8 protein-coding genes are annotated in these 12,628 nt (G+C 71.5%); 2 read left to right on the top strand and 6 right to left on the bottom strand.

Translation table 11 applies throughout. The features are described 5' to 3' along the window. Positions 1-393 precede the first annotated feature (393 nt). Positions 394-1,470, bottom strand: coding sequence for an SIS domain-containing protein (locus ACFZDJ_RS16235; protein WP_390932230.1), 1,077 nt, complete (start codon positions 1,468-1,470; stop codon positions 394-396). A gap of 154 nt (positions 1,471-1,624) precedes the next feature. Continuing rightward, positions 1,625-4,531, bottom strand: a complete 2,907-nt coding sequence (locus ACFZDJ_RS16230) for an AAA family ATPase (protein WP_391059592.1) — start codon at positions 4,529-4,531, stop codon at positions 1,625-1,627. Between the two features lie 508 nt (positions 4,532-5,039). Here ACFZDJ_RS16230 and nagB point away from each other — a divergent pair. Next, positions 5,040-5,825 carry a glucosamine-6-phosphate deaminase gene (nagB, locus tag ACFZDJ_RS16225; protein WP_384911432.1) on the top strand — a complete coding sequence of 262 codons (786 nt, stop codon included), beginning with the start codon at positions 5,040-5,042 and terminating at the stop codon, positions 5,823-5,825. A gap of 102 nt (positions 5,826-5,927) precedes the next feature. Here nagB and ACFZDJ_RS16220 read toward each other — a convergent pair whose 3' ends face one another. From ACFZDJ_RS16220 to ACFZDJ_RS16205, 4 genes are all read right to left on the bottom strand, one after another. After that, positions 5,928-7,439: a glycoside hydrolase family 3 N-terminal domain-containing protein gene (locus ACFZDJ_RS16220; protein WP_391059589.1), complete on the bottom strand. Its 1,512-nt coding sequence runs from the start codon at positions 7,437-7,439 to the stop codon at positions 5,928-5,930. Between the two features lie 9 nt (positions 7,440-7,448). Beyond that, complete coding sequence (locus tag ACFZDJ_RS16215) at positions 7,449-8,297, bottom strand: ABC transporter permease subunit (RefSeq protein ID WP_391059587.1); 849 nt, start codon at positions 8,295-8,297, stop codon at positions 7,449-7,451. Further along, positions 8,294-9,280: a carbohydrate ABC transporter permease gene (locus tag ACFZDJ_RS16210; RefSeq protein WP_384911440.1), complete on the bottom strand. Its 987-nt coding sequence runs from the start codon at positions 9,278-9,280 to the stop codon at positions 8,294-8,296. Before ACFZDJ_RS16210 ends, ACFZDJ_RS16215 begins: the two co-directional genes overlap by 4 nt. Positions 9,281-10,007: 727 nt before the next feature. Beyond that, complete coding sequence (locus tag ACFZDJ_RS16205) at positions 10,008-11,294, bottom strand: extracellular solute-binding protein (RefSeq protein WP_384911443.1); 1,287 nt, start codon at positions 11,292-11,294, stop codon at positions 10,008-10,010. A gap of 425 nt (positions 11,295-11,719) precedes the next feature. Between ACFZDJ_RS16205 and ACFZDJ_RS16200 the strand changes: the two genes are divergently transcribed. After that, entirely contained in the window at positions 11,720-12,484 is a 765-nt protein-coding gene (locus tag ACFZDJ_RS16200) for a GntR family transcriptional regulator (RefSeq protein ID WP_101400572.1), read from the top strand. Positions 12,485-12,628: the final 144 nt, after the last annotated feature.

Raw genomic sequence — 12,628 nt, 5'->3', positions numbered from 1 at the left:
GAAAACACCCGCGGGCCGCGGCGCCTGGGAGGGACCCTCAACCCTCCCGGCACCGCAGCCCGGAGCAGCAACGGCCGCGGGCTGTGCGGTCCCGGTCGGCCGAAGGAGAGGACCCGGAGCAGTCAGGGCAGAGAGCGCCGGTTCCTCGGTCCGCCTTCCTGTGCGGGGAAGGCGGATGCTTGTGCGGATCAACGCCTCGCCGTAAGCGACGCTTCGTCGATCGAAGGCTTTACCTTCACATTGTGGACTAGACCACGTGTCGCGTCCATGCGTCGGCGGATGTTTGTTGTTGTCTCTTTATCGAACTTCCAACAGCATCCACCACGCAGACTAGCCCGGTTCGGCCCCCGGTGGGGGCCGGATCGGCTCATGAACGGGGCCGGATGGCCTCGGTCAGCGGGTCTCCGTCACCTTCGCCAGGGCGCGCGGCGCGTCCGGGTCCTGGCCGCGGGCGATGGTGACCTCGTAGGCCAAGAGCTGGAGCGGAAGGATCTCAAGGATCGGCTGGAGTTCCTCGGGCACGCCCTCGGTGGGCAGGACGAACCCGGCCGAGGCCTGTTCCACCCGGTCCCGGGGGCCGATGACGACCAGGTCGGCGCCGCGCCCGCGCAGCCGGTCGAGCACGGGCTGGAGCGCCTCGCCGCCCTTGCCGTCGGTGACGACCGCGATGACCGGGGAGATGTTGTCGACCATGGCGAGGGGGCCGTGCAACAGATCGGCGCCGGAGTACGAGAGGGCGGGGATGTAGCTGGTCTCCATCAGCTTCAGGGCGGCTTCCTTGGCCGTGGGGTAGCCGTAGCCGCGCGAGGTGATCACCATGCGCTCGGCGAAGCGGTAGCGGGAGGCGAGCGTGCGGATCTCGTCCTGGCGGGTGAGGAGGTGCGCGGCGAGATCGGGCAGCACCTTGGCCGCGGCGCCGTCGCCGCCGCGCAGGCCTTCGACGAAGAGATAGAGGGTGAGCAGGGAGGCCGTGTAGGTCTTGGTGGCGGGCAGGGCCTTCTCGGGTCCGGCCATGATGTCGAGGTGGTACTCGGAGACGGCCGCCAGCGGTGAGTCCGGGTTGTTGGTCACCGCGAGCGTGATGGCGCCGGCCTCACGGGCGGCCCGGGTCGAGGCGACCAGGTCCGGGGAGCCGCCGGACTGGCTGACGGTGATGACCAGGACGTCGGTGAGATCGGGCCGCGCGCCGTACGCCGTGGTCGTCGACATCGAGGTGAGCCCGCACGGCAGGCCCAGCTGGATCTCCAGCAGGTACTTCGCGTACAGGGCGGCGTTGTCGGAGGTGCCGCGGGCGGTGAGCAGCACGAAGCGGGGTTCGCGGGCCGCGATCTGCCGGGCCACTTCCTGGATCCGCGGCGCGCCCGCCTCCAGGATGCGGCGCAGCACGTCGGGCTGCGCGGCCATCTCCCGGGCCATGATCCGACCCGGGCGGTCGTCGTCGGTCCGGGGGTCCGGGGTAGGGGCGGACATGGGGCCTCCTGGGGACGTTCCGGTCGTACGCGTCGACCGTGGGCCGGTGCGGGGTGGTGCGGGGTAGTGCGTGGGTGCGTGCGATGCGGATCGCGGGGGATCGGTATCAGCATCTCATCGCCCGTGGGCAGGGCTTTATCGGGTGTGCGGCTCCTCACGGGGGTGGGAAGCGGGCGTCCGGGCGGCGGGTGAGAAGGGTGGCGAGGGCCGCTCGGGAGGAGACGCCGGTTTTGCGGTAGACGCGGGACAGGTGGGTCTCGACCGTGCGGTGGCTCAGAGAGAGCCGTTCCGCGATCGCGGGGCTGGTGAGGCCCTGGGCGACCAGTTCGGCGACCTCCCGTTCACGGGCCGTGAGGGTTGCGAGGCCGCGTCCGGGCGCCCCGGCGGCCCGGGTCACCTCGGGCTGGATCAGTTCGGCCAGGCCGGTCAGCATGTGGGCGCCCCCGGCGGCGGCCAGTCGCTGTCCCCGGTGCCAGGCTGCCGCGCCCCGGCGTGGGTCGGTCGGGGCGGTCGCCAGCACGGGGGCGCCGAGGAGCAGGGAGTACGCCTCCCAGAACGCGGCCCCGCTGCGGGCGCTCTCGGCGGCGGCCGCGGCGAAGAGTTCGGCCGCCGCGTTCGGGTCGCCCTGGCCCAGCGGGATGTGGGCGGCGCTGCGCAGGGCGGAGGCGCGCTGGATGGGCAGGTCGAGTTGTTCGGCCTCCTTGCGGGCCCGTTCGGCCCAGGCGTCGGCCGCGTCGTGGTCGCCCGTGGCGACGGCCGCGGTCACCAGGATCTCCAGGAACAGAGGGCGCATGGAGGGTTGAAGACCGTGCAGGCCGGCGCCGCCCGCGTGGAGCAGCGCGTCCCGGGCCCGGTCCGGGTCGCCGCCGACCAGGGCCGCGTAGCCGAGCATGCACCAGGCGATCGAGGCCCACCAGTTGCCGCCGAGGCCGGCCGCGGCCACCGCCGCCTCGGCCATGGCGAGCGGCCGGGGATCGCCGGGTGGGCAGGCGGCGATCAGCGCGTGGGCCTTGGTGCCGAGGACGAAGGCCAGCAGTTCGTCGCTGCCGATGCCGCGGGCGATGTCCTCGGCCTCCTCAGACAGCTCGACGGCCGAGGGCAGTCGGCAGACCTGGATCCGGATGTGTGCCTTGCACAGCAGCAAGTGCGGAAGGAGGTAGAGCTGTCCGCTGCGCCGGGCGATCGCCAGGCCCCGGTCGGCGTGCCGTTCGGCGTCGGCGAAGCGTTCGAGGAACGCCTCGGCCCAGCCGAGCCGGGCGAGCGGCTCGCACAGGCCGGTGAGGTCGTCGTCGGGGAGCGAGTCCACGAGAGCCCCGGCCTGGTGGGCGTAGCCGCCAGCCGCGGCCATGTCCCCCTCGTACGCCTCGCCGAGCGCGGCGACGGCCAGCGCGCACGCCTCGGCGGCCTCGTCCCCGAGGTCACGGGCCGTGGACAGGGTCCGGGCGACATCGGCCCGTACGGTCGGGTAGGAGGTGTCGTGCGGTGCGGAGGAGCCGAGTTCCAGGCCCAGTGCCACGGCGTCGGCCGGTGAGGGGCCCGGACTGCGGTGCAGTTCGCGGCGCAGGAGCGCGACCGCCTCCGAGTACCGGCCGAGATGCCGCTCCATGACGGCGCACAGCACGACCGCGGCCGTCCGCACGCCGGAGCCGTCGGCCGTACCGGAGCCGTCGGCCGTACCGGAGCCGTGGTGGGCGGCGCCGGTCCGGTCGGGCCGGGCGATCAGGGTGTGCAGCAGGTCGCGGCTCTCGCGGAGTTGGCCGCAGGCGCCCAGGGCGCGGGCCCGGGTCAGGGTCAGGGTCTGGCGCCGGGGAGCGTGTTCGGGTGTGTGCGGGAGATGGCGCAGCACCACGTCCAGCCAATGGGCGCAGCTGGCGGGGGCGGTGTGGGCGGCCTGTTCTGCGGCCTCGATCAGGACGGCGGCGGTCGGCGGGTCCCAACCGGTCAGCGAGCGCTCGGCGTGGTGGGCCCGCTCGGCCACCGGGGCGCCCACGCGGGTCAGTTCGGCGGCGGCCAGGCCGTGGATCCGGGTGCGCAGCCAGGGGGCGATGCTCTCGTGGACGAGGCTGCGCAGGACCGGGTGCCGCAGGGCCAGCCGCCCGTCCGGGCCCGTGCGCAGCAGATCCCGCCGGACCAGCGCCGCCAGGTCGTCGGCGAGCTCGGCGTCGTCGCGGCCGGTCACGGGGCCGAGCATCGAGGTCGTGGCGTGGGCGCCGAGTGCCGCGACGACCTCGGTCACGCGCAGCTGCGCGGGCGTCAGCGGGGTCAGTTCGTCGAGGAGGAGCGCTCCCAGGCCGGTCGTGGAGAGGCGGCTCAGCGGGGCTCCCTCGCGGTGCGCGTGCAGGAGGGTGAGGAGGTAGAGGGGGTTGCCCTCGCTGGCCGCGAAGAGTTCGGCGGCCTCGGTGCGCGGCAGATCGGGGGCGAGCCCTTCGACGGACTCGCGTTCGCGGAGCGGGCCCAGCTCGATGCGCCGCACCGCGCCGGTGTCCGCGCCCCTGGCGAGGGCCGCGGCGAGCGGGGCGGGGGTCTGGCGGGCGCGGCGTGCGACGACCAGGAGGACCGGGGCGCGCACGGGATGGCGTACGAGGTGGTCGAGCAGTTCCAGGGAGGCGGCGTCCGCCCAGTGCATGTCGTCGAGGACGAGCACCGTCGGCGAGGCTCCGACGTGGGCCAGCAGGGCGGCGATGGCACGGTGGAGGCTGAAGCGGTCGGCCAGGCGCGGGGTGGCGCCCAGCACCGGGGCGACCTCGGCGGCGGCCGGGAAGGTGGCGAGCACGGCGGGGTCGAGGTCGGCGAGGGCGTCGGTGAACGGCTGGAAGGGGATGTGGCGTTCGTACTCCGTGGCCCGGCCGCGCAGCACGGTCGACCCGCGCCGCTCGGCCCGTACGCACAGCTCGTGGACCAGTCGGCTCTTGCCGATGCCCGCGTCACCGGTGAGGTCGACCACCGCCGGTCCGTGGTCCGCGCGAGCCGACCCGTCGAGTAGTCGCTCGAGTCGCTCCAGCTCCGCCGCCCTGCCGACGAGGGGCGTCCGGTCCCCGTCGGCCGCCCGGTCCGTCGCCATGCCCGTATCCATCCCTCCCCCATCCCGCCGTGTGTCCCTTCCCCGCCCGTGGTGACACCCCTTGAAGATTCCTGTCGCACGGCACCGACAAACCGGCCGCGGCGGGATGCTCGCGGCGCATTGCGTAGTCGGGGTCCGTGAATCTACGGATGCCCGTTCCGGCTCGGGCGATTTGACTGGGTCTGCTCGGGGGAGGGGCGAGGGCGACGACAGGGACGGGGGGAAGGCGCCGTCTGCGGGGGCGGTGCCCTGTCGTCGCCGTGGGCCTGGCGGCCGTACCCCGGCGGAGAATCGCGGACACCGCCATCGCCGATGCGTCGAGGAGCCGATGCACCCGTGCATCGATGCGTCCAGGAGCCGATGGGTCGAGGAGCCGATGCGTCGAGGAGCCGATGCGTCGAGGACCCGGCGACGGGCCGTGGGTGGGACACCTTTGCTAGATTGGTCTACACCACACGTGTTCCCTCACGGTTCCCGGCGAGCCCCTCTCCAGATCGGCAGGCCCAGCGTGGAAGTTGTCATCGTTCCCGATGCCAAGGCGGGCGGCGAGCTGATCGCCGAGGCCATGGCGGAGCTGCTCCGGCGCAAGCCCGACGCTCTGCTCGGCGTGGCCACCGGCTCGACGCCGCTGCCCATCTACCAGGCCCTGGCGGCGAAGGTGGGCTCCGGCGCCGTGGACGCCTCGCGGGCGAGGGTCGCCCAGCTCGACGAGTACGTGGGGCTGCCGGCCGAGCATCCCGAGTCGTACCGGTCGGTGCTGCGGCGCGAGGTGCTCGAACCGCTGGGGTTGGGCATGGACGCGTTCATGGGCCCGGACGGCACCGCCGAGGACGTCCAGGCCGCGTGCGAGGCGTACGACAAGGCGCTGGCCACGGCCGGGGGCGTCGACCTCCAGCTGCTCGGGATCGGCACCGACGGGCACATCGGGTTCAACGAGCCCTGCTCCTCGCTCGCCTCGCGGACCCGGATCAAGACGCTGACCGAGCAGACCCGGGTCGACAACGCGCGGTTCTTCGGGGGCGACATCGAGCAGGTGCCGCATCACGTCATCACCCAGGGCATCGGCACGATCCTGGAGGCGCGCCATCTCGTCCTGCTGGCCACGGGTGAGGGCAAGGCGGACGCGGTCGCGGCGACCGTGGAGGGGCCGATGGCCGCGGTGTGCCCCGCCTCGGCGCTCCAGCTGCACCCGCACGCCACGGTCGTCGTGGACGAGGCCGCCGCGTCCAAGCTGAAGCTGGCGGACTACTTCCGGCACACGTTCGCGAACAAGCCGGACTGGCAGGGGATCTGACCCCGAGGGCGCGAAGAGAAGCGCGAAGGGGAAGAAGGAAACAGGGAAGGTGCCGGACCTCAGGGTCCGGCACCTTCCCTGTTTCTTCCTTCCCTCAGACCGTCACTCGCCCGCGATGACCTCCGCCGCCGCCCGGCCGCACACCCTCGCCGCGCCGTGCGTGGCGATGTGGAGGGCGCCCCGGGGCGGGGCCTGGGGGATGCCCATCTCGACCACGATCGTGTCGGGGCGTTCCCGCAACAGCGTGTCCAGGGCGGTCGCCATCCAGGGGTGCCGGTGTTCGTCGCGGACGACGGCGACCACGCGGCGACTGCCCGCGGCGGCCAGGGCCGCCGTTGCCGCCCCCTCCCCCGCGAAGCTTCCCGTCTCCGTGCCGGGCAGCAGCCGGGCCAGTTCCGCGGCCACGCCCCAGGGGGTCTCGTCACCGACGGCGATGTTCGCCACCGGGGTGAAGGCGACGACGAACGGCGCTGCGCCCACCGGCTCGTACGACGGCGCGCGTGTCACCGTCAGCGCGCGTCGGGCGGCGACGAGCCCCACGTCGGCCGACTCCCGCTCGGCGGCCTGGGGGGCCGCGGGGGCCGCCGCCGTCCAACGGGCCAGCGCCCGTACCCGCTCCGCCGCGTCCACGAGGCGCTCCTCGGGGAGTTCACCGGTGCGCACCGCCGTGACGAGGGCGTCGCGCAGACGCCGTACCGTCTCGTCGTCCGCGAGCCCGCCGCCCACGCAGATCGCGTCCGCGCCGGCCGCGATGGCGAGGACGCTGCCCCGCTCGATGCCGTACGTCCCGGCGATGGCCTGCATCTCCATGCCATCGGTGACGATGAGGCCGTCGTAGCCGAGTTCCTCGCGGAGCAGGCCGGTGAGGATGCGGCGGGAGAGGGTGGCGGGGCGGTCCGGGTCCAGCGCCGGGACCAGGATGTGCGCGCTCATCACGGCGCGTGTGCCCGCGGCGATCGCGGCACGGAACGGGGCGAGTTCGCGGGCCTCGATGACCGACAGGTCGGCGTCGATGCGCGGCAGCGCGTGGTGCGAGTCGACCGCGGTGTCGCCGTGGCCGGGGAAGTGCTTGGTGCAGGCCGCGACGCCCGCGGACTGGAGGCCGGTGACGTAGGCGGCGGTGTGCCGGGCCACCAGGTCGGTGTCGGCGCCGAAGGACCGTACGCCGATGACCGGGTTGTCGGGGTTGGAGTTCACGTCCGCGGAGGGGGCCCAGTTCAGATTCACCCCGCAGGCCGCGAGGCGGTGGCCGAGTGCCGAGGCCACCTCCCGGGTCAGCTCCACGTCGTCGACCGCGCCCAGCGCGTGGTTGCCGGGGTAGGAGGAGCCGGCGCGGACCTCGAGGCGGGTGACGTCGCCGCCCTCCTCGTCGATGGCGACCAGGACGTCGTCGCGCTCCGCGCGCAACTGGGCGGTCAGGGCCGCGAGTTGTTCGGGCGAGACGATGTTCCGGCCGAACAGGCCGACGGCGGCGAGCCCTTCTCCGAGGCGGCGCAGCAGCCAGTCGGGGGCGGTGGTTCCGGTGAAGCCGGGCTGGAGGACAGTGAGCGCGTCGCGTGCCAAGCCGTTCTTGTCGGAAGAGGACGCGGTCGTACCACTGGCGAGTGTCGTCATCGGGGGGCGTTATCCCTTCACGGCGCCCGCGGTCAGCCCCGCGGCCATCTTGCGCTGGACGATGAGGAAAAGCACGACGATCGGCACGGCCATAATCGTGGCGCCGGCCATCATCGGGGCGTACTCGGTGCCGTGCTTGGTGGTGAAGTTGCCGAGCCAGACGGTGGCGGTCTGGTGCTCCTGGCTCATGAGCATCAGGGCATAGAGGTACTCGTTCCAGGCCTGGATGAACGCGTACACGGACGTGGCGACCATGCCGGGCGCGAGCAGCGGGAAGACCACCCGTATGAAGGCTCCGGTGCGCGAGCAGCCGTCGACCATGGCCGCCTCCTCCAGCTCCTTCGGGATGTTGACGATGAAGCCGCGCAGCGTCCACACCGTGAAGGGGAGGATGAAGGTCAGGTACGTGATGATCAGGCCGGAGAGCTTGTCGTACTGGTTCAGGTCGTTGAGCAGCAGGAAGACCGGAATGATCATGGCGACCAGCGGGATCATCTGGACCGCGAGGATGCCGACGATCACGATCTTGCGGCCGCGGAAGGCGAAGCGGGAGATGGCGAGCGCGGCCAGCATCCCCACCGCGACGCCGATCACGACGACCGACAGGGAGACGATCAGGCTGCGGCCGACGGGGCCCCAGAAGTCCGCGATGTCCAGCGCGCGACGGAAGTTGTCGAGCGTGAGCCCCGTGGGGAACAGGCTCGGGTCCGGGTCGATGGCGTCCTTCGCCGGCTTGAACGCCGTGTTCAGCATCCAGTAGACGGGGAAGCCCGCGATGACGAACGCGAGGAGGCCGACGAGGTTCCAACCGAGCTTGGACTTCCCCCGGCGCCGGCCCGCCGTGGCGAGGGTGCTCATTCGACCTCTCCGATCTGCAGCATCTGACGCATGTACACGGCGACCACGCCCAGCAGCAACAGCACGGTCAGCAGGGCGATCGCCGACCCCTGCGCGTAGTCGTTGACGACGAAGGCGCGGTCGTAGGAGTACGTGGTGAGCAGTTGGAACTCCGCCTCCGGGTGGCCGCCCCGCATCACGAAGACCTGCGGGAAGACGCCCATGTCCCAGATGACGGAGAGCGTCGTGAGCATCACGACGATGGGCTTGAGGATCGGGAGCGTGACGTAACGGAAGACGCCCCACGCGCCGGCGCCGTCCAGCCGGGCCGCCTCCTCCAGTTCGCTCGGCACCTGGGTCAGCCCCGCGCTGAGCGTGATGACGACGAACGGCACCGCGCCCCACACCACCAGGAGCATGATCACGGCCAGTCCCTGGGGGCCGCTGGCGAACCAGTTGTGGCCGATCATGTCGACGCCCGGCAGCTTGCTCAGCAGCGCGTTGAAGACGCCGTAGTCGGAGTCGAAGAGCCACTTGAAGACGGTGGTGGCCACGATGATGGGCATGCCCCAGCTGGCCACCAGCGCGATGTTGATCAGCGTCTTCACCCAGCCCGAGACGCGCTGGAGGAGCAGCGCGATCAGCATGCCGAGGACCATGGTGAAGACGACGGACCCGCCGGCGAAGACGATCGTGCGGACGACGACCGTCCAGAACTCGCTGTCGCCCAGCACCTTGGCGAAGTTGTCGAAGCCGACCGACTCGGCCGGCTGGAAGCCCCACAGCTGGGACTGTCCGAACTTCTGGAAGGAGAGGGTGACCAGGCGGACCAGGGGATATCCCATGACCAACGCGAGGATCAGCAGACAGGGCGCGAGCAGGGCCCAGGGGACCGCCCCCGCGCCCGAGGTCCGCCTTCTGCGTGGCGCCTCGGGGAGAGCCGGTGGCGGTGCCTGCCGCGGCGGCGGCACCTTGGCGGGGGTGGTCGTGTCTGCGGCACTCATCGCGCGCTCCTCAGCGGTCCCTCAGGTCGTACGTGGTCGAAGCCCCGCACGGGGTCGTACGCGGGGCAGGCCCCACACGGTCGAACACAGGCGCAACACGCCCGGGCCGTACGCGGCCGGCGCCTCGCACGGTCGTACGCGGCCGGCGCCTCGCACGGTCGTACGCGGCCCGTCTCCGCACGGTCTGCGCGAGGGCGGACCCTCGCGGTCGTACACAGTCCGAGCCCCGCGCAGGGTCGCGCACGGGCCGGCCCCACGCAGGTCATGCACGGTGGCGGGCCCCGGCGTCGTACACGGGTCGCTCACCGGGGCAGGCCCTGTAGGTCCTGCCCGAGCGGCACCGCCCGGTTCTGCTCGGCTGGAGTCCGGCGCGGGTCGTGCACGGTCCGAACCCGTGCGGTCGGTTCCGGCCGGGGCCGCCCGGCTCGTACGCGGCGGTCCGGCGTCGCACGGTCGTACGTGGCCGGGGCCCCGCGCGGTCGTACGTGGCCGGGGCCCCGCGCGGTCGTACGTCGCCGGGTCCCGCGCAGTCGTACGTCGCCGGGTCCCGCGTGGTCGTGCGGGAAGCGGTGGGAACCTGGGCCCAAAAGGCCTCGGCAGGCACGCCCGAGAACATCCCGGGATCGCCCCGGACGTACTCGGACGTGCCCCCGGAGGCACCCCTTGGACGCACCCCGGGCGAAGCCCCGGACGTGCCCCGGGGTCCCACCCCGCCCCCACGCTCACGTCACTTGGTGTTGATGACCTTGTCGATCGCGGCGTCCGCGTCCTTCGCGGCGGCCTCGACCGACTTCTTGCCGGTGCCGATGTTCTGCAGCATGGTCTGCAGGACCTGGGCCTTCTCGACCTGGCCCCAGCCGGGAGCCATCGGCACGAACCAGTTGGACTCGGCCGCGGTGGCCGGGACCACGGTCGCCGGGTCGTTCTTGAGGGTGGCGAGGTCGGTCTTGTTGTTGGGCAGGTTGCCCTTGGCCATCAGACCCTTCTGACCGGCGGGGCCCGTGAAGGCGTTGATCCACTCGGCGGCGAGCGCCTGCGCCTTGGACTTCACCGGGACGGCGAGGTCGGAACCGCCGAGGAAGACGGGGAGGTTCTTGCCGGACGGGCCGGGCATCACGAAGTTCTCGAGGTTGCCCTTGAGCTTGCCGGTCTTGTCGTTCTTCGGGTCCTCGGAGGTCGCGCCCTCCCACGCGGCGCCGAAGATCATGGCGGACTTGCCCTGGCCGTAGACGATGTAACGGTCGGACTCGTCCTTGGTCTTGTCGCCGTGCATGTACTTGTCGACGATGGTCTTCCAGTCGTTGAGTCCCTTGATGGACTCCGGAGACGACAGGTTGGCCTTCCACTGGCCGCCGTCCTCCTTGGCGATGGAGCCGCCGGCGTCGTAGACGAAGGACATCGCGGCGTACCAGTCACGCGTCGGCTGGTACCAGGCGCTGAACTTGCTCCCCTCCTTCTTCTGGATCTTGTCCAGGTCGGAGATGAGCTCCGTGTACGTCTTCGGGGGCGTCTTGACACCGACCGAAGCCGCCACGTCCTTGCGCCAGTTGCCGACGCGGCCACCGGCGTAGTACGGCACGCCGTAGGTCTTGCCGTCGTAGGTGACGGAGGCCTTCAGACCGTCCAGCCACGCGGCCGAGTTGTCGAGCTTCGACGCGTCGATGGGGGCGAAGGCGCCCTTGACCATGTAGCCGAGCATCTCGGTGTTGCCCATCTCGACCACGTCGGGCGCCTTGTCGGTGGCGAGGACCGCGTCGAGCTTGGTGTTCTTGTCCGGCCAGCCGTAGTACTCGTGGTTGATCTTGACGCCCGGGTGCGCCTTCTGCACCGCCGCGTCGGCGGCCTTCACCAGCTCGGGCCAGTTGTTCTGCGCGTCCACCGTGAGCCAGACGGTCAGTGCCTTCGCATCCGCGCCCTTGTCCGACCCCCCGGACTTGTTGTCGCTGCTCCCGCACGCCGCGATGGAGACCATCATGCCCGCGATACCGATCGCGGCTGCCAGCTTCCGCTTCACGCCACCCTCCTCAGGGATGCCATAAACCCCCCTGCCCACCGCGGTGACACATGCCGAAGCGCTGCCGAGTACGGCCCGTGGGACTGGGACTGGACCAATGGTGTAGACCAGTACGGGGAGCTTGGCCTAGACCTAGAGGGGTGTCAAGGGTGTGTAAGCCCGACTGGTCGTCCGTTATGGGACCTACATATGCAAGGACCTTTAAGTAGGTAAGTGGCATAAACGGCGAGGCCGTTCACCGGCCTCGCGCGTCTCCCGGCCACCCCGAGTCGACGCTATGGACTAGACCAACGGGTACGACGACGGTATATAGAGGGGATCACGGAGCGTGCGGGGGGACACTCACACACGAAGCCGTGCCACGATGTGAGCCGTGACCGGCGGGATGTCGGTCGCTTCGGCACCCGGAGCCGGGAAGGCAGAGCATGAGCACCGACGTCAGCAGTGCGGAGAACGAGGGTGGGGCCCCCATCCGTACCGCGCGCGTGCCCAAGTACTACCGCCTCAAGAAGCACCTGCTCGATATGACGGAGACACTGCCGCCCGGCACGCCGGTACCGCCCGAGCGCACCCTCGCCGCCGAGTTCGACACCTCGCGCACCACCGTGCGCCAGGCCCTCCAGGAACTGGTCGTCGAGGGCCGCCTCGAACGCATCCAGGGCAAGGGCACCTTCGTCGCCAAGCCCAAGGTCTCCCAGGCGCTCCAACTCACCTCGTACACCGAGGACATGCGCGCCCAGGGCCTCGAACCGACCTCGCAACTGCTGGACATCGGCTACATCACCGCCGACGACACCCTCGCCGGGCTGCTCGAGATCTCGGCCGGCGGCCGGGTGCTGCGCATCGAGCGACTGCGGCTGGCGAGCGGCGAGCCGATGGCGATCGAGACGACACACCTGTCCGCCAAGCGCTTCCCCGCACTGCGCCGGTCGCTGGTCAAGTACACCTCGCTGTACACGGCGCTCGCGGAGGTGTACGACGTCCACCTGGCGGAGGCCGAGGAGACCATCGAGACGTCGCTGGCCACCCCGCGCGAGGCGGGCCTGCTCGGCACGGACGTGGGCCTACCGATGCTGATGCTTTCCCGCCATTCACTGGACCGGGAGGGGAAGCCGGTGGAGTGGGTACGGTCCGTCTACCGCGGAGACCGCTACAAGTTCGTGGCGAGGCTGAGCCGCCCGAATCCCTGACCCCCGCCGGAGTCCCCGCCGCTGACGGACCACTCCACCACCACGCCCCTGCCGTCCTTGCGGTTGCCCCTCAGGCCGCATCTCTCGCCGTCCGGCTCGAAGCAGGCGTCACCGTCGCCCCACTCGGGACCCCAAGAGGCCGAC

Source organism: Streptomyces sp. NPDC007896 (genome assembly GCF_042959425.1).
Lineage (GTDB): Bacteria > Actinomycetota > Actinomycetes > Streptomycetales > Streptomycetaceae > Streptomyces.
This window is presented reverse-complemented; position numbering and strand designations above follow the sequence as displayed.

Bases quoted from the DNA above. Each gene is read 5' to 3' on its own strand.
- ACFZDJ_RS16235 (WP_390932230.1), bottom strand. From the start codon at position 1,470: ATGTCCGCCCCTACCCCGGACCCCCGGACCGACGACGACCGCCCGGGT.
- ACFZDJ_RS16230 (WP_391059592.1), bottom strand. From the start codon at position 4,531: ATGGCGACGGACCGGGCGGCCGACGGGGACCGGACGCCCCTCGTCGGC.
- ACFZDJ_RS16220 (WP_391059589.1), bottom strand. From the start codon at position 7,439: ATGACGACACTCGCCAGTGGTACGACCGCGTCCTCTTCCGACAAGAAC.
- ACFZDJ_RS16215 (WP_391059587.1), bottom strand. From the start codon at position 8,297: ATGAGCACCCTCGCCACGGCGGGCCGGCGCCGGGGGAAGTCCAAGCTC.
- ACFZDJ_RS16210 (WP_384911440.1), bottom strand. From the start codon at position 9,280: ATGAGTGCCGCAGACACGACCACCCCCGCCAAGGTGCCGCCGCCGCGG.
- ACFZDJ_RS16200 (WP_101400572.1), top strand. From the start codon at position 11,720: ATGAGCACCGACGTCAGCAGTGCGGAGAACGAGGGTGGGGCCCCCATC.